This window comes from Neobacillus soli NBRC 102451 (assembly GCF_001591665.1).
GTDB lineage: Bacteria > Bacillota > Bacilli > Bacillales > Cytobacillaceae > Neobacillus > Neobacillus soli.
The window spans coordinates 50,972-68,565 of the sequence record NZ_BCVI01000040.1 but is presented as its reverse complement, the minus strand read 5'-3'; the positions used below and the strand labels follow the sequence as shown (position 1 = coordinate 68,565).

Here is a 17,594-nt window from a genome sequence, read left to right as displayed (position 1 = left end):
TCTTTAAGAAAAAATAACTGCTAATCGAGCATTTGCTACTTTTTCATAGGGAATTTCAATCACTTTCCTACGGGTTTTAATCTTAACTTCGATTTTCAAGGTTTGACCATCAAATTCTAACAATTTCCCTTCGAAGCCCTTTTCCCCATCCAATGGCTCATAGGTTTTAATAAACACATTTTTTCCTATTGCCTTTTCGAAATCTTTATCTTTTTTTAATGGACGTTCTGCTCCAGGTGAAGACACTTCAAGAAAGTAATTATGGGGAATTGGGTCAATCTCATCGAGTTTTTCGCTGAGTCGTTCGCTGACAATTCCGCAATCCTCAATATCAACACCATTGTCTGAATCAATATATACGCGAAGAAACCAGTTTTTCCCTTCCTTCACATATTGAATTTCCACTAATTCCAAACCAAGCTCTTGAAAAATTGGTTCAGCCAGCGCTTCCACAACTTCCGTTACCTTGCTCATGACCTACCTCCTTTTTCAATAATTCCACCCATATTGTATGTAGTTCACGGAAAGTTTTATCAATTTATTACTTTAAAATAAATCGTAAACAAGACGAAAGAGTGGGTTTCCCCACTCTTAGACACGAGAGTATTTCTTAGTATTTCCAATAAGACTATACCATAACCATGATTTATATGCAAATGCAAACCCGGTATATCAAGGTTATCCCTATTTAGAACAACGATAGCTGATTTTGCTCTGGCAGGGATTTAAGGCAACCTTGTCTATCTAAATATTCGAGGATGGTCTTCGATACCTTTCCGCGCTGCTGCAGGTCTTCTTTTGATAAAAACTCTCCTTCTCCCCGTGCCTTGACAATGTTAAAGGCCGCATTTGTACCAAGGCCTGGAATCGAATTAAACGGAGGAATTAGTGTATTCCCTTCAATGATAAAATCTGATGCATCCGATTTGTATAAATCGTAATTTTGGAAAACAAATCCCCTTTCCGTCATTTCAAGGGCCAGTTCCAAAACCGTTAATAAGTTTTTCTCTTTATTTGACGCTTCAAGACCTTTTGCGTTAATTTCTTCAATCTTTGCACGAATTGATTCTGAACCGCGCGACATTGCTTCAATGTCAAAATCCTCTGCACGAACAGTAAAATAGGCAGCGTAATAGAGAAGTGGGAGGTGAACCTTAAAATAGGCAATCCTAACCGCCATTAACACATACGCCGCGGCGTGTGCTTTAGGGAACATGTATTTTATTTTTTTGCAGGAATCAATGTACCATTCTGGTACTTCGTTTCTGCGCATTTCCGCTTCCATTTCATCGCTTAAGCCTTTACCTTTTCGGACTGATTCCATAATTTTAAAGGCGAAGGATGGATCGAGCCCCTGATAAATAAGGTAAACCATGATATCGTCACGACAGCCGATTACTTCACTTAAGTTACACGTTTGATTATGGATTAATTCCTGTGCATTCCCAAGCCATACGTCAGTTCCGTGCGATAATCCCGAAATCTGAACAAGTTCTGAAAAAGTTGTTGGCTTTGTATCTTCAAGCATCTGCCGGACAAATCGAGTGCCAAATTCTGGAATTCCGAGGGTTCCCGTTTTACACATGATTTGCTGTTCTGTTACACCCAAGGATTCCGTACCGCTAAAGATTTTCATCACTTCAGGGTCATCTGTCGGGATTGTTTTTGGATCCATTCCGCTCAGGTCCTGAAGCATTCTGATGACCGTCGGATCGTCATGACCGAGGATATCCAGTTTTAAGACGTTATCATGGATGGAATGGAAATCAAAATGGGTTGTCTTCCATTCGGAATTCCTGTCATCTGCCGGGAATTGAATCGGTGAAAAATCATAAACATCCATGTAATCAGGGATAACGATAATCCCGCCCGGGTGCTGACCCGTTGTTCTTTTTACACCCGTACAGCCGGAAACTAGCCGGTCGACTTCAGCACCGCGTATTTGCAGATTGTTATCCTGCTGATAGGCTTTTACATAACCATAGGCAGTTTTTTCCGCAACCGTACCTATCGTTCCAGCACGGAACACTTTATCCTCTCCAAATAGTACCTTTGTATAGTTATGGGCACGAGGCTGATATTCTCCCGAAAAGTTCAAATCAATATCGGGAACCTTATCCCCTTTAAAGCCAAGGAACGTTTCGAACGGAATATCGTGACCGTCCTTCTTATATTTTCCGCCACATTGCGGACAATCTTTATCAGGCAAATCAAACCCAGAACCAATCGATCCATCCGTAAAGAACTCGGAATGCTTACAGCTTGGACACACATAATGCGGCGGCAATGGATTTACTTCCGTTATCTCCGTCATTGTCGCAACAAGAGACGAACCAACCGACCCCCGTGAGCCAACAAGATAACCATCGTTAAGAGACTTTTTCACAAGCTTATGCGAAATCAAATAAATAACCGCGAAACCATGACCAATGATGCTTTTCAGTTCTTTTTCAAGACGGGCTTCGACAATTTCAGGAAGGGTATCACCGTAAATGCTTCGGGCCATTGAATAACTCATTTCACGCATTTCTTCATCGGCCCCTTCAATTTTCGGGGTATATAGGTCATCTTTGATTGGTTTAATATTCTCAATCATATCTGCTACCTTATTCGTGTTGGTGACGACAATTTCCTTTGCTTTTTCCTTACCCAAGAATGAGAATGCTTCTAGCATTTCATTGGTTGTCCGAAAGTGAACATCCGGAAGCTGATGACGGTTCAGCGGGTTAGCCCCGCCCTGTGAGTTAATTAGAATTTTTCGATAGATTTTATCAATTTCATTTAAATAATGAACATTTCCTGTTGCAACAACCGGAAGACCTAATTTTTCACCAAGCGTCACAATTTTACTAATAATATCTTCCATAGCATTTTCATTGCGGACCAATTCCATTTCAATCAACGGTGCATTTACCTCTTTAGGCATAACCTCAAGATAGTCATAAAAGCGGGCATGTGCTTCCACTTCCTCAGGGGATTTTTGCATCATACCTTCAAATACTTCACCTTTACTACAACCCGAGCCAACCAAGATGCCTTCTCTATATTTTTGAAGAACAGATCTAGGTAATCGAGGGACTCGATAAAAGTACTCAAGGTGTGAAATAGATACGAGTTTAAATAAATTCTTTAAACCAACATCGTTTTGTGCCAAAAGTGTACAATGATACGGCCGAGCCCGTTGATACGCATTCCCTTTTCCCATGTTATCATTAAGTGCATCATGGTACTCAATCCCTTTTTCAAGAGCATCTTTAAGCATCTTCAGGAGTAAATAACCCGTTGCCTCTGCATCAAAAATGGCCCGGTGATGCTGGGTTAATTCAATATCAAACTTCTTGGTTAGGGTATTTAAGCGATGGTTTTTCATCTCAGGATAGAGAAATCGTCCCAGTTCAAGTGTATCAATAACAGGATTTTTCGCTTTTTCATAGCCTATCTTTTTATAGCCCACATTTAGAAAGCCCATATCAAAAGAGGCATTATGGGCAACAAGCACATCATTTCCGGCCCATTCGCTAAACTTCCTTAGGACATCTTCAATTTCTGGTGCAGATTGCACCATATCATCGGTAATTCCTGTCAGATTAATCGTTGTTGCCGATAATCGATGATGCGGGTTGGCAAAAGACTCGAACCGGTCGATGATTTCCCCGTCATGCAATTTCACTGCCGCAAGTTCAATAATCGTATCATATACAGCTGAAAGTCCGGTTGTTTCAACGTCGAAGACGACAAACGTATCTTCCGCAAGGAGTCGATGGGCGTCATTATACGCGATTGGTACCCCATCATCGACTAAATTCACTTCCACACCGTAAAGAATTTTAATATCATTTTTCTTACCGGCGCCATATGCTTCAGGAAAGGATTGGGCAACGGCATGGTCGGTCACAGCAATGGCTTTGTGACCCCATTTTTTCGCCTGAGCAACGAGTGCACTTACTGGCGTCACTGCATCCATTTGGCTCATTGGCGTATGAAGATGGAGTTCAACCCGTTTTCCATCATCTGGTGCTGTATCCTTACGCTGAGCAGGCTTGATTTCATTAATATCGTTTCCAATCATCACAAGGTCACGAACAAAGGTATCGTTTTGGATGCTTCCGCGTACCTTTACCCAAATTCCTTTTTTCACTCGTTGGAAGTGGGCAGCATCCTCTTTATCCCTCGAAAACATTTTCACGATGATTGAACTAGTATAGTCGGTTATTTTAAATGTAAGCAGTGAACGGCCACTTCGAAGCTCCCGTATCTCAGCATCAAAAATATACCCCTCAACCACTACTCTTCTCTCTTCATCGACTATATCAATCAGACTGCGGTGGTCGTTATTATCTTTAATAGTAAGACCAATGGAAATTGGGCCATCTGGGACATCTCCAGCAGATTGGTCTGCATCTTTCTTTTGCATTTCCACCATTGCTAACAAGGCGCGTTCTTGATCTTCCTTTTGTTTTGCCAATAGAAATTGTTCATACTCTTCATTTTTCTCTTCGTTTTTCAAGTCCGTCTCAATTGTAACAATCGGAAAACCGAAGGATTGATAAATATCGCCTATCACTGGTCCATATTTTCGTTTTAATGCTAAACCCTCTGTTTCGTTTCTAACCATGATCGTCAGCTTGTTCCCGCTGACTTCGGGCAGTTGTTCATTTAATAGTTTCACAAGCGGTGGCGCAATTCCGTCAATTTGCTGGATGCAAAAACTCCAATATTCATGTAATAACTCTGGTGAGATGGTTTGATTTGTTACATGGATTTCGTATGAAATCGTCGCGATATTTGAGAAAGTTCTTTCGAGCTGAGTTGTAAATAAAACATACACATTGTAGGGAAGGATTTTTTCGAATAAAAAGTGAAAATGCCACTTCCTCTCTCTCTTTTCAACTAAAAGTCTTTCAATTTGCGCATTATTGAAATGCACTACTACAGCATCTTCTATCAATTGCAGCTGCTGGAGCAAGAGTTGGAATCGCTCTTTTTTGCCTAAGGCAGGTTCGCTCATCGTTCCCTCTCCCATCTATATAAAAATTACTTATCTTATCTGTGTCAAATAATAATTATATCACATGATACAAGGTGATTCGGGATTATTCGACAGAAAATGTTATCCAATTCCGGAACAAAAAAATAAATTGGGACCGCATTTGCGATCCCAATTAACTCTTTCTAGATTATAAGAAAAACCGCTGAATGTCATTCCATGTGACAACAAGCATGAGCAGCATCAGGAGGGCAAATCCAATAAAATGAACCATACCTTCCTTTTGACGATCAATTGGCTTCCCTCTAACGGCCTCGACTGCAAAGAACATTAATCTTCCGCCGTCTAATGCCGGTATTGGTAATAAATTCATAATACCTAAGTTAATGCTTAAAATTCCAGCCCATTTCATTAAATAATAAATCCCCGATTTAGCTACAGTATCGGTTGCTTGGTAAATACCAACTGGACCCGATAACGCATCGATTGAAAACTGTCCTGTAACCAACTTTCCAAGCATCACAAAGATTTGCTTCGTCCAGTTATACGTTTCTGCTGCTCCAGTGGTCACTGCTTTCAACGGTGATTTTTCGACTGGGCTGTATACTCCAATCATACCTATTTTCTTACCTTCGACTGTTTTTTCAATGGGTGTTATCTTAATTTCATTTTCTTTCCCATCACGGAGAATAGAAAAATCTAGTTTTTCATTTGGGTTTTTTCGAATAATTTCAACAACATCAGACCAGCTGGAAATTTCCGCTCCATTAATAGTCTGGACTTTATCTCCTTTTTTAAGGCCAGCAGCATATGCTGCACCATCAGGGGTTATTTCACCCAATTTTGGTTCGTTGGTTGGCACACCCTGTAATAAGGCAATAATTATAAATACAATAAAGGCGAGTATGAAGTTCATCATCGGACCTGCAAAAATTGCCATTGTTCTCTGCGCTAATGTTTTTGAACCAAATTGACGATCAAGTGGAGCAATTTGTGATTCTATTCCATTTTCAACAATAACAGCTTTTGGATCAATGCTAAAGGTTTTCAATTCCTCGTCTTCATCGTCGGGAAATCCCTTAATGATTAAATCCTTTTCGATATCAGCATACTCCACTTCAACAATTCGACAATTAGGATACTTTTCTTTATTGTTTAAAATGATCTTGTTTACTGATTCATTTTTATCAAACAATAGTCCAATCCGATGTCCAGGCTTAATTTCAATCATTTCCGGGTCTTCACCGGCCATGCGGACAAATCCGCCAATCGGAAGTAACCGAATAGTATACGTGGTCTCTGCCTTTTTATAAGAGAATACTTTTGGACCAAAACCAATTGCAAATTCGCGGCATAAAATTCCAGCTCTTTTCGCAAAAATCAAATGGCCTAATTCATGAAAGAAGACGAGCGCGCCGAAAATCACAATAAAGGCAATAACTGTAGTCAAAATAAAACCACCTTTTTTCAGGATTGGGATGTATCTATTAACTTCAATAACTATCCAGCTTTTAGCAGCCTTACGAATGCTTCCGCTTTTCTTTATAGAAGTGAATGTACATATTGTCTCGTTTCTTTATCTACCTCTTGTATTACGCTTAAGCTGGGGTGTTCCACTGTTTGGTGAGTAGTTAATGCTTTTTCAATCAAATCTTCAATCTGCAGGAAACGAATTTTCCCCTCCAAAAACGCTGCTACGGCTGCCTCATTCGCGGCATTCAAAACAGTTGGCATCGTTCCGCCTTTTTTCCCTGCCTCGTATGCAAACTTGAGGCAACGGAATCTTTCGACATCCATTTCCTTGAAATGTAATTTTCCAATTTCGGCTAAATTCAACCGATTCGATGAGGGCAGCGGCAGACGATCGGGATAGGTGAGTGCATATTGGATCGGTACTCTCATATCTGGCGTTCCTAGTTGGGCGATAATACTGCTATCATGAAATTCTACCATTGAATGAATGATGCTTTCCTTATGGAGAAGTACATCAATTTTTTCATAAGGCATCTTAAAAAGCCAATGTGCCTCAATCACTTCCAACCCTTTATTCATCATGGTTGCAGAATCAATCGTAATTTTTGCCCCCATCGACCAATTCGGGTGGTTAAGAGCCTCTTCCACTGTAACATTTTCTAACTCTTGCCGCGAGCGATCACGAAAGCTCCCTCCTGAAGCAGTTAAAATTAATCTTTCTATATTTTTTTCCTTTTCCCCCTGCAGGGCCTGGAAAATAGCAGAATGCTCGCTGTCGACGGGAAGAAGTGGAACATTATTCCTTTGTGCAGCATCCATGACTAAATGCCCTGCCGTTACAAGCGTTTCTTTATTGGCAAGGGCAATTATTTTTCCGCATTCAATTGCTTGTAAAGTTGGATTTAAGCCTACACTGCCAATAACAGCATTGACAAGAATGTCTGCCTTTTCATAAACAGCAACCTCAATGAGTCCTTCATGACCAAAAGTGAATTTTGTATGTGGAAATTCAGCTTTTAATATATTACAGTCATGATAGTCTTGGACGGAAACAAGCTCTGGTTTAAATTCAACAATCATTTTTCGGGCCAAATCAATATTCTTACCAAAAGAAAATGCGGCTAATGTAAATTCAGAAGGGTGCTCACGCATAATATCTAACGTTTGGGTGCCAATCGACCCTGTTGCTCCCAATAAGCTAATTGTTTTCAATAGATGTCAACTCCTAAAAATGCAACGCATGTGCTCTATGCCCAAAGGTGAAAAAAATGTAATAACGGCCAAACAAATAAGAGACTGTCAAATCGATCAAGGATTCCCCCGTGCCCTGGTAAGATTTTACCCGAGTCTTTCACATTAAAGTGACGCTTAAAGGCTGATTCGACTAAATCACCAATTTGTCCAAAAACAGAAAGCACAACAGTTATTGCGATAATTGAACGGTTTATATCAGTAAGGAATACAAATAATATGGCCACAATGACAGCACATACAACACCGCCCAATGATCCTTCAATTGTCTTATTAGGACTAATTTCTGGCCAAAGCTTTCTTTTTCCAAAGGCTTTTCCTATGAAATAAGCGCCTGAATCAGTCGCCCAAATCATAAATAAAGAATATAAAATATAGACTAGTCCACCCTCCACTCTTGTCTCATAGAAATAGTAAAAACCAATTCCTACATAAATGGCGGACAAGATGGTAAAGGAAATATCTTCAAATGTAAATTGATTCTTAGTAATTACGGTATAGGCTAATAACAAAAGAATAAACGCAATACACAGTTCTGTTTTTGAATAATTGAAGGTACCCAATACATCGTTATACTTCTCGGGAAAAATAAGAACCCAAAGAAACAAGACCGATAGCATTCCATGTACAGAAAAAAGGCTAAGGTTTTTCATTTTCAATAGTTCATATAAGCCAATGGTCGCTAAAAAATAAGTTAATAAAACAAGTGGAATACCACCATAATAAACAATTGGCAAAAATAATGCCGCAGCTACGACTGCTGTTAGGATTCTCTGCTTCATATAATATTTCAACACCTTTGATGTTCTATACCCCGCCAAAACGACGCTGGCGTTTTTGGAAGGCTTCAACCGCTTCAAGCAAATGTTCTTCATTAAAATCAGGCCATAGGACATCCGTAAACCAAAGCTCCGAGTATGCCAATTGCCAAAGCATAAAGTTGCTTAAGCGAATTTCTCCACTAGTACGGATTAACAGGTCCGGATCGGTGAATTCGGTGGTCATTAAATAGGAAGAAAAGACTTTTTCATCGAGCTGGTCCTCCAATAATTTACCACTATTGCAATCATTGACGACTTGCTTGACCGCATCGAGAATTTCCGCCCTACTTCCATAGTTCAGTGCAAAGTTTAAAACAAGCCCATCATTATTTTTTGTTTCTTCTATAGCTTTTTCTATTGCGCTCAGTGTATGTACTGGAAGCTGACTTTTATATCCCATCATTTTTACTTGAACATTTTCCTCAATTAATTCGGGCAGGAAGGTCCCTAAAAATTCATCAGGCAATTTCATAATGTAATCCACTTCATTTTTTGGTCTTTTCCAGTTTTCCGTCGAAAAAGCATATAATGTTATGGCTTTTAATCCCAGCTCATTTGCCAGCTTCGTTGTTTTTCGGACCACTTTCATTCCCTCATGGTGTCCAGCTATCCGTGGTAAAGCCCGTTTCTTCGCCCAACGCCCGTTGCCATCCATAATAATCGCCACATGTTCAGGAACAGGCAATTTTTTTATTTTTTCTATTTTATCTCGGAGTGTGGAAGAGTTATTTTTGTTCTTCCAAAGCCTTATTTTATTAAACATGACATTGCTCCTCCAATTAGGTAATCGTTTCCTCCGAAAATAAATCATAAAATATTCCCTTTGAGCCAGTGCCATTGTTATGAGGATTTCGGGTAGTTGTTTTTATCATACCAAAAAAATGAGTATATATCTCTTATTTATAACTTATGTAAAATAAAAGGAATTAAGAATAATATTCAGACTACTTTCTCGGACAATCACTCATATTAAAATATGTGTTATAAAATAGTGAAAAAACCCCCTGAAAAGAGGGTTCTTTCATAGAAATGCACCGTGCCTTACACCTCTAAAATTTCTTTTTCTTTGTCCTTAGTGACTTGGTCAACTTTTTGAATATTCTCGTCCGTCAGCTTTTGAATATCATCAGAATAGCCGCGAAGCGCATCTTCCGTAATTTCACCATTTTTCTCCAACTTTTTCAAATCATCATTGGCATCACGGCGAATGTTCCGAATGGCAACTTTTGCCTCTTCTGATTCTTTTCTTACTACTTTCACTAGCTCTTTACGGCGCTCTTCGGTCAATTGTGGAATGGAAAGTCGAATGACTAGACCATCGTTCGTCGGATTTAACCCTAAATCAGACTTCAAGATTGCTTTTTCAATAGCACCAAGAATGGATTTATCATATGGTTGTATGACAAGTAGTCTTGCTTCCGGTGTTGAAATTCCTGCCAGTTGATTCACAGGAGTAGGTGCACCATAATATTCAATGGTAATTCTGTCCAGCAATGAAGCACTTGCTCTTCCAGCACGAATGCTCGCAAGTTCACGTGAATAAGACTGAATTGCTTTTATCATACGTTCTTTTGTATTCGTAATGACTTGTTTTGGCATTAATTTTTCCCCCTAACAATCGTTCCAATTTTTTCACCCAAAACGGCACGTTTAATATTGCCCTGTTCCATAATCGAAAACACAATCAACGGAATATCATTATCCATACATAACGAAGAGGCAGTAGAATCCATGACTGCTAATCCCTCTTTCAAAACATCAAGGAAAGATAAATCTTCATATTTAGTAGCGTTTGGATCTATTCTTGGGTCAGCAGAATAAACGCCATCGACATTATTTTTTGCCATTAGAATGACTTCAGCATCAATTTCAGCTGCTCTTAATGCAGCCGTTGTATCAGTTGAGAAATAGGGATTACCCGTACCCGCCGCAAAAATGACAACCCGTTTTTTCTCTAAATGCCTAATGGCCCGACGTCTAATATATGGTTCCGCCACCTGACGCATTTCAATAGATGTTTGCACACGGGATTCAATCCCTAAGTGCTCTAAACTATCCTGCAGGGCTAAGGAATTCATAACTGTTGCAAGCATTCCCATATAATCGGCTGTTGCTCGGTCCATACCCATTTCGCTGCCAATTTTGCCACGCCAAATATTACCGCCACCGACAACAACGGCAACCTCTACTCCAAGCTCCGCTATTTCTTTCACTTGGATGGCGATGGATTTGATGACAGAAGGTTTAATTCCAAAGCTCGATTCACCAGCAAGTGCTTCGCCGCTCAATTTTAATACAACGCGTTTGTACTTAGGATCGCTCATATAAACCTCCGGATATGTAAATTTAATCTTTAAAAATAGGGAACACACCGTGTCCCCTATTCACAACCTATTCCAGTAACATTCCCTTAAAACTTGTTTTGTTTTAAGCCAGAGAATAATTGACTATTGTTTATTTACTTGGTTCATAACTTCTTCAGCAAAGTTATCTTCACGTTTTTCAATGCCTTCTCCAACTTCGAAACGTACGAATTCACGAAGTGTTGCACCCTTGGATTCAACAAATTGACGAACCTTTTGATCAGGATTTTTAACGAAAGATTGGTCAAGCACGCAAACATCTTCAAAGTATTTTCCAAGACGGCCTTCTACCATCTTTTCAACGATTTTCGCAGGCTTGCCTTCGTTAAGAGCTTGTTGTGTTAAAACCTGACGCTCATGCTCAACTTCTTCTTGTGAAACTTCGTCACGGGAAACATATTTTGGACTAAGTGCTGCGATGTGCATGGAAATATCTTTTGCAGCATCGGCATCAGTAGTTCCTTCAAGAACGGTTAACACGCTGATACGTCCACCCATATGAAGGTAAGCACCAAATGCATCATTGTCAGTTTTAGATACGACAGCAAAACGACGAAGTGAAAGCTTTTCGCCAATTTTAGCAATCGCAGCATTGATATGATAGTCAACAGTTGTACCGTTTTCCATTGTTTGAGCTAAAGCTTCTTCTACAGTAGCCGGTTTGTTATTAATAAGGTGTGCAGCAAGTTCCTTAACAAGCGTTTGGAAGCCTTCGTTTTTAGCAACGAAGTCAGTTTCGGAGTTTACTTCAAGTATAACTGCATCGTTACCTTCTGTTAAGATAGAAGTTAAACCTTCAGCAGCTACACGGTCTGCTTTATTTGCAGCTTTTGCAATTCCTTTTTCACGTAGGAAATCAATTGCTTTTTCCATATCACCATCTGTTTCTGTAAGTGCTTTTTTACAATCCATCATCCCTGCACCAGTTTTTTCACGTAATTCTTTAACCATTTGAGCAGTAACTGCCATAATGTAAATTCCTCCTTTATTTTACTATGTATCCATATCTTAGCCAATGTAGAGTAAGAAAAAACTATTTTCATTGGCTACTTCTTAAAAAAAGGTGATAAAGGGTGGTTCACCTCTTATCACCTTTTTCATTTCTACACTACAATAATTTATGCAGTTGGTTGTTGTTCTTCTTCTTCTTCAACAACTTGCTTTCCTTCAAGGATGGCATCTGCCATTTTACCTGTTAAAAGCTTAACCGCACGAATCGCATCGTCATTCGCTGGAATAACAACATCGATTTCGTCTGGATCACAGTTTGTATCAACAATACCTACGATAGGAATGTGTAATTTCTTTGCTTCTGCAACTGCAATACGCTCTTTACGAGGATCAATAATGAATAGTGCATCTGGAAGCTTCTTCATGTCTTTGATTCCGCCTAAGAATTTTTCAAGGCGTTCTTGTTGTTTCTTTAATTGAACAACTTCTTTTTTCGGTAATACTTCGAAAGTACCGTCTTCAGACATTCTTTCGATATCTTTTAAGCGGCTAATACGCTTTTGAATTGTTTCAAAGTTAGTTAAAGTACCACCCAACCAACGTTGGTTAACAAAGTACATACCAGAACGAGCTGCTTCTTCTTTAACAGAATCTTGAGCTTGTTTCTTTGTACCAACAAAAAGAACTGTTCCGCCGTTACCAGCAAGTTCCTTCACCCAGTTATAAGCTTCTTCAACCTTTTTAACTGTTTTTTGAAGGTCGATAATGTAGATACCGTTACGCTCTGTGAAGATGTATTTCTTCATCTTAGGGTTCCAACGGCGAGTTTGGTGTCCGAAATGTACACCAGCTTCAAGCAATTGCTTCATTGAAATAACTGACATGTTTTTTCCTCCTAATGGTTTGTTTTCCTCCGCTCACTTCATTTTTAAACAGAAACTGTTATGAACAGCACCGTCTGTTTAAATCAACGAGCGTGTGTATTAACACCATCAAATAATATAGCATATGTGCCAGCAACAATCAAGTATACTTTTGCAAAAATAAAATTCCCCAGGCTGGCCCAGGGAAATGTATTTATTAATTAGATCTTAATTTATCAAGCTCAACTAGAAACTTATTATTTAAAACTTTGATATAAGTTCCTTTCATACCAAGGGAACGGGATTCGATTACCCCTGCACTTTCAAGCTTTCTTAATGCATTTACAATAACTGAACGGGTGATACCAACTCGGTCAGCAATTTTCGAAGCAACCAATAAGCCTTCACGGCCATTAAGTTCCTCAAAGATGTGCTCAATTGCTTCAAGCTCACTATAAGACAATGAACTGATTGCCATTTGCACAACCGCTTTACTTCTTGCTTCCTCTTCGATCACTTCTGACTTTTCGCGTAAAATCTCCATACCTACTACAGTTGCACCATACTCAGCCAGGATTAGATCATCATCATGGAATTTTTCCTGCAATCTTGCCAGGATTAATGTCCCTAGACGTTCACCACCACCAATAATCGGAACAATAGTTGTTAAACCTTCACGGAATAAATCTCTGTTTTCTACCGGAAAGGCAGTATATTTACTTTCAATATCAAGATTTGAAGACGTTTCTTGAATACTAAATAAACCGTTAGTATATTCTTCTGGAAATTGGCGGTCCTCAAACATTTGTTTCATACGTTCGTTTTCAATTTGCTGATGAATAGTAAAGCCTAAAAGTTTGCCACGGCGGCTGACAACGTAAATATTCGCTTCAATAACCTCACTTAACGTCTCGGCCATCTCTTTAAAGTTGACTGGTTTTCCAGCAGCCTTTTGTAATAATACATTAATCTTTCTTGTCTTCGTAAGTAAATCCATCTGTTTCTTCCTCCTAATTAACTATAACCATTATTGAATTTTAAAATTGAACAAAAATATTTTACGTATTAGGTATTATATTTGGCGTTACTCTTAAAGTATAAACTGACTTAAGTCTTTATTTTTCGAGATAGCACCAAGTTTTTCATCTACATACTGCGGCGTAATCGTTATTTTCTCCATTGCAATATCTGGAGCTTCAAAAGACAGGTCTTCTAAAAGTTTTTCAAGTATCGTATGAAGTCGCCGTGCACCAATATTAGCTGTGTTTTGATTCACATCAAAGGCCACTTCTGCAATTCTACGAATAGCATCGTCAGAAAATTCAATTTGTATACCTTCTGTTTCCAATAATGCTTGATATTGCTTAATAAGAGCATTATCCGGCTCAATCAAGATCCGGTAGAAATCTTCCACAGTCAGCTTAGTTAGTTCCACACGAATTGGAAAACGGCCTTGAAGCTCTGGTATTAAATCTGATGGTTTCGCCATATGAAATGCTCCTGCGGCAATAAATAATACATGATCGGTTTTTACCGACCCATATTTAGTTACCACTGTCGAACCTTCCACAATCGGTAAAATATCTCTTTGGACACCTTCTCTTGAGACATCCGCGGAAGAACCACCGGAATTTTTACTGGCAATTTTATCAATTTCATCAATAAAAATTATACCCGTTTGTTCGGCACGATAAACCGCTTCTGACGTAACTTCATCCATATCAATCAGCTTAGCAGCCTCTTCGCTAGTTAATACCTTTCTAGCTTCGTGGACAGTTAATTTTCGCTTTTTTCGTTTCTTCGGCATAAAGCTGCTTAGGGCGTCCTGCATATTCATCCCCATTTGTTCAATCCCTGAACCTTGAAGCATGTCAAACATAGATGGGGCTTGCTCTTCTACGTCGACCGTAACCATTTCATTCTCCAGCTGACCAAGAGCTAATTTTTCTTTAACGATTTTCCGTTTTTCATGGACGGTATAATCTTCTTGTTGTGTTTCCTGCTCAACAGATGAATTCCCGCCCCCAAATAACATTTCCAACGGGTTTTTATAATTATTCGTTTTTTTAGCAGTTGGAACAAGTAAATCGACTAGCCGGCTATTCGCATTCTCTTCGGCTCGTTCCTTCACACTTTGCATTCGTTCCTCTTTCACTAAACGAACAGAGATTTCAGCAAGATCTCTTACCATCGATTCAACATCCCGGCCGACGTAGCCAACCTCAGTAAATTTTGTGGCTTCAACCTTAATAAAAGGTGCACCAACAATTTTTGCAATTCTTCTGGCAATTTCTGTTTTCCCAACACCTGTTGGGCCAATCATCAAAATATTCTTGGGGATAATTTCATCCCGGAGCTTCTCATTTAACATGCCTCTTCTGTAGCGATTCCTAAGGGCAACAGCAACTGCTTTCTTAGCATCCTTCTGACCAATAATATATTGATCCAGTCTTTCTACAATTTGACGAGGGGTTAAATTAGTTATCTTTCCCATGTTTAACAGTCTCCTTCCCGTTATAGCTCTTCAACGATAATGTTGTGGTTCGTGTACACACATATGTCCGCGGCTATTTCTAAAGAGGCTTTCGCTATTTGTTTCGCCGATAACTGGTCTCCTGCATAGCCTTTTAATGAACGACCTGCGGCTAATGCATAATTTCCACCTGAGCCAATCGCAAGAATTCCGTCATCAGGTTCGATAACTTCCCCAGTTCCGGATACAAGAAGTAAACTTTCACGGTCCATAACAATTAACATCGCTTCCAACTTCCGAAGCATTTTGTCATTTCTCCATTCTTTAGCAAGTTCGACTGCTGCTCTTTGCAGATTCCCGTTAAATTCCTCTAATTTCCCTTCAAACAGTTCAAAAAGGGTAAAAGCGTCCGCAACAGAACCAGCAAAACCTGCCAAAACCTTACCATTAAATATCTTTCTTACTTTTTTTGCTGTGTGCTTCATCACAACCGCATTGCCAAATGTTACTTGACCATCTCCAGACATTGAGCATTCGCCGTTATGATGAATGGCAAATATTGTTGTTGCATGAAATTGGTTCATAATGATGATTCCTCCTTTTGGAGTTATTTCGGTTCACTATTTAACGAAGATAATGTATGTAACAATGGTTAAAATCACCTTATACATGAAGATTATGAAAACTGTATTCATTTATGCCCTTGGATGCAGGGCTATATACGTTTTTCTTCAGTGTCGTTTTGTTTCATTTGTTAAACCGTTCCCTCAAACGCTTAATAAAAAGAAATCACTAATTACATGTTGATAATGGTCAATTGTTTATTTTGCGTAATTTCACTCCATTTGTAAATACCCGATAAAAAACTTTAATAAAACTTTCACAATTGTTATTACATTCACTCTGCAAGGGCTACTAAATAGTAACATACTTCAATAGCCCTTGCAATAAATTTTACAAAACCTTCATAAAGTTCTGAATTGTTTCCAACGCTCGGTTTGCGTGCTCAAGGTTCCTTTCCTGCTTCCCTTTAATTCTTACCGGAAGTTCGGGAAATAAGCCAAAATTCGCGTTCATTGGTTGGAAATTCTTTGGATTTGCTGTGGTGATATACCGCGCCATACTCCCTAGGGCAGTTTCAGCTGGAAATTCAAGTGGCTCCATCCCCTGCACTAACCTGGCTGCATTTAACCCAGCAATTAACCCGCTTGCAGCAGATTCTACATATCCTTCAACACCGGTCATTTGACCTGCGAAAAATAAATCCTCCCGAAATCGAAATTGGTAAGTAGACTTCAGTACCTTGGGGGAATTAATAAATGTATTGCGATGCATCACACCATATCGAATAATTTCAGCATTTTCAAGACCAGGAATTAACTGAATAACTTCTTTTTGCGGCCCCCACTTTAAATGTGTCTGAAAACCGACAATATTAAAAAGTGTGCCTGCCGCATCATCTTGACGGAGCTGTATAACCGCAAATGGTCTCTTTCCTGTTTTCGGGTCCTCAAGGCCAACTGGTTTTAACGGACCAAAAAGCATCGTTTTCCTTCCCCTTGCAGCCATCACTTCAATTGGCATACAGCCTTCAAAAAAGACTTCTTTTTCAAATTCTTTTAAAGGAACTGTTTCTGCAGAAATAAGCGCTTCATAAAAACGGTCAAACTCTTCCTCTGTCATCGGACAATTTAAATACGCTGCATCTCCCTTATCATAGCGGGACTTCAAATAAACTTTATCCATGTTGATGCTTTCTTTTTCAATAATCGGTGCTGCTGCATCATAAAAATAAAGATAGTCTTCACCCGTCAAGCTTTTTAGTTGCGCTGAGAGATTCGGGCTTGTTAACGGACCTGTAGCAATTACGGTGGGCCCATCAGGAATTTCGGTTACCTCTTCATTTACAACTGTCACATTCTCATGATTTTTTACCATCTCTGTTACTTTAGCAGCAAATTCATGGCGGTCAACAGCTAAGGCACCACCAGCTGGTACGGCACAAGCATCTGCGGCAGCAATAATCACGGAATCAAGCTTTCTCATTTCTTCTTTTAAAACGCCTACCGCATTTGTTAACGTATTAGCTCTAAGCGAATTACTGCAAACTAATTCCGCAAATTTATCTGTATGGTGTGCTGGGGTTTGCTTTACCGGTCTCATTTCGAAAAGGCGGACCTTCACACCGCGTTTAGCAATCTGCCAAGCCGCTTCACTTCCTGCCAACCCAGCACCTATAACATTTATTGTTACATCATTCATGTAGTGACCTCCTAAATCAACCTAATTAATTATGTACAACAAGGGAAACGGCACTATCATTATCTTCCCCTCATTTTAAGTCCATCTTGCATTGTACTATACGAATCAAAAAGAAAAAAGTTTTATGTTTAGACAAATGTAAAAGAGTGG

14 protein-coding genes are annotated in these 17,594 nt (G+C 39.3%); all 14 read right to left on the bottom strand.

Annotation, left to right across the window (positions count from 1 at the left end):
• Positions 1-3: 3 nt before the first annotated feature.
• Entirely contained in the window at positions 4-474 is a 471-nt protein-coding gene (rimP, locus tag BSO02S_RS14735; RefSeq protein ID WP_066068650.1) for a ribosome maturation factor RimP, read from the bottom strand.
• A gap of 214 nt (positions 475-688) precedes the next feature.
• Positions 689-5,008, bottom strand: a complete 4,320-nt coding sequence (locus BSO02S_RS14730; protein ID WP_066068649.1) for a PolC-type DNA polymerase III — start codon at positions 5,006-5,008, stop codon at positions 689-691.
• Positions 5,009-5,177: 169 nt separating this feature from the next.
• Positions 5,178-6,437, bottom strand: a complete 1,260-nt coding sequence (gene rseP, locus BSO02S_RS14725; protein ID WP_066068645.1) for an RIP metalloprotease RseP — start codon at positions 6,435-6,437, stop codon at positions 5,178-5,180.
• A 92-nt stretch (positions 6,438-6,529) separates the two neighbouring features.
• Positions 6,530-7,672: a 1-deoxy-D-xylulose-5-phosphate reductoisomerase gene (gene dxr / locus BSO02S_RS14720; protein WP_066068643.1), complete on the bottom strand. Its 1,143-nt coding sequence runs from the start codon at positions 7,670-7,672 to the stop codon at positions 6,530-6,532.
• A gap of 35 nt (positions 7,673-7,707) precedes the next feature.
• A complete protein-coding gene (locus tag BSO02S_RS14715) occupies positions 7,708-8,493 on the bottom strand; it encodes a phosphatidate cytidylyltransferase (RefSeq protein ID WP_066068638.1) in 786 nt (261 codons plus the stop codon).
• Between the two features lie 25 nt (positions 8,494-8,518).
• Positions 8,519-9,295, bottom strand: a complete 777-nt coding sequence (uppS, locus tag BSO02S_RS14710; protein WP_066068635.1) for an undecaprenyl pyrophosphate synthase — start codon at positions 9,293-9,295, stop codon at positions 8,519-8,521.
• A 278-nt stretch (positions 9,296-9,573) separates the two neighbouring features.
• Positions 9,574-10,131 (bottom strand): ribosome recycling factor, encoded by a 558-nt coding sequence (gene frr / locus BSO02S_RS14705; RefSeq protein WP_066068632.1) that lies wholly within the window; start codon positions 10,129-10,131, stop codon positions 9,574-9,576.
• The gene (gene pyrH / locus BSO02S_RS14700) at positions 10,131-10,856 is read right to left on the bottom strand and encodes a UMP kinase (protein WP_066068786.1); all 726 of its coding nucleotides are present in this window, start codon (positions 10,854-10,856) and stop codon (positions 10,131-10,133) included. Before pyrH ends, frr begins: the two co-directional genes overlap by 1 nt.
• A gap of 123 nt (positions 10,857-10,979) precedes the next feature.
• Positions 10,980-11,864 carry a translation elongation factor Ts gene (gene tsf, locus BSO02S_RS14695; protein WP_066068629.1) on the bottom strand — a complete coding sequence of 295 codons (885 nt, stop codon included), beginning with the start codon at positions 11,862-11,864 and terminating at the stop codon, positions 10,980-10,982.
• A gap of 149 nt (positions 11,865-12,013) precedes the next feature.
• On the bottom strand, positions 12,014-12,730 hold the full coding sequence (rpsB, locus tag BSO02S_RS14690; protein WP_066068627.1) for a 30S ribosomal protein S2: 717 nt from the start codon (positions 12,728-12,730) through the stop codon (positions 12,014-12,016).
• Between the two features lie 196 nt (positions 12,731-12,926).
• On the bottom strand, positions 12,927-13,706 hold the full coding sequence (gene codY, locus BSO02S_RS14685; RefSeq protein ID WP_066068624.1) for a GTP-sensing pleiotropic transcriptional regulator CodY: 780 nt from the start codon (positions 13,704-13,706) through the stop codon (positions 12,927-12,929).
• A 93-nt stretch (positions 13,707-13,799) separates the two neighbouring features.
• Positions 13,800-15,203 carry an ATP-dependent protease ATPase subunit HslU gene (hslU, locus tag BSO02S_RS14680; RefSeq protein WP_066068620.1) on the bottom strand — a complete coding sequence of 468 codons (1,404 nt, stop codon included), beginning with the start codon at positions 15,201-15,203 and terminating at the stop codon, positions 13,800-13,802.
• Positions 15,204-15,223: 20 nt separating this feature from the next.
• Positions 15,224-15,766: an ATP-dependent protease subunit HslV gene (gene hslV / locus BSO02S_RS14675; protein ID WP_066068617.1), complete on the bottom strand. Its 543-nt coding sequence runs from the start codon at positions 15,764-15,766 to the stop codon at positions 15,224-15,226.
• 370 nt (positions 15,767-16,136) lie between these two features.
• Positions 16,137-17,444: an FADH(2)-oxidizing methylenetetrahydrofolate--tRNA-(uracil(54)-C(5))-methyltransferase TrmFO gene (gene trmFO, locus BSO02S_RS14670; protein WP_066068615.1), complete on the bottom strand. Its 1,308-nt coding sequence runs from the start codon at positions 17,442-17,444 to the stop codon at positions 16,137-16,139.
• Positions 17,445-17,594: the final 150 nt, after the last annotated feature.

What these genes read in the sequence shown, in the direction of transcription:
- rimP (WP_066068650.1), bottom strand. Translation starts at nt 474, where the DNA reads ATGAGCAAGGTAACGGAAGTTGTGGAAGCGCTGGCTGAACCAATTTTT.
- BSO02S_RS14730 (WP_066068649.1), bottom strand. Translation starts at nt 5,008, where the DNA reads ATGAGCGAACCTGCCTTAGGCAAAAAAGAGCGATTCCAACTCTTGCTC.
- BSO02S_RS14715 (WP_066068638.1), bottom strand. Translation starts at nt 8,493, where the DNA reads ATGAAGCAGAGAATCCTAACAGCAGTCGTAGCTGCGGCATTATTTTTG.
- uppS (WP_066068635.1), bottom strand. Translation starts at nt 9,295, where the DNA reads ATGTTTAATAAAATAAGGCTTTGGAAGAACAAAAATAACTCTTCCACA.
- frr (WP_066068632.1), bottom strand. Translation starts at nt 10,131, where the DNA reads ATGCCAAAACAAGTCATTACGAATACAAAAGAACGTATGATAAAAGCA.
- pyrH (WP_066068786.1), bottom strand. Translation starts at nt 10,856, where the DNA reads ATGAGCGATCCTAAGTACAAACGCGTTGTATTAAAATTGAGCGGCGAA.
- tsf (WP_066068629.1), bottom strand. Translation starts at nt 11,864, where the DNA reads ATGGCAGTTACTGCTCAAATGGTTAAAGAATTACGTGAAAAAACTGGT.
- rpsB (WP_066068627.1), bottom strand. Translation starts at nt 12,730, where the DNA reads ATGTCAGTTATTTCAATGAAGCAATTGCTTGAAGCTGGTGTACATTTC.
- codY (WP_066068624.1), bottom strand. Translation starts at nt 13,706, where the DNA reads ATGGATTTACTTACGAAGACAAGAAAGATTAATGTATTATTACAAAAG.
- hslU (WP_066068620.1), bottom strand. Translation starts at nt 15,203, where the DNA reads ATGGGAAAGATAACTAATTTAACCCCTCGTCAAATTGTAGAAAGACTG.
- hslV (WP_066068617.1), bottom strand. Translation starts at nt 15,766, where the DNA reads ATGAACCAATTTCATGCAACAACAATATTTGCCATTCATCATAACGGC.
- trmFO (WP_066068615.1), bottom strand. Translation starts at nt 17,444, where the DNA reads ATGAATGATGTAACAATAAATGTTATAGGTGCTGGGTTGGCAGGAAGT.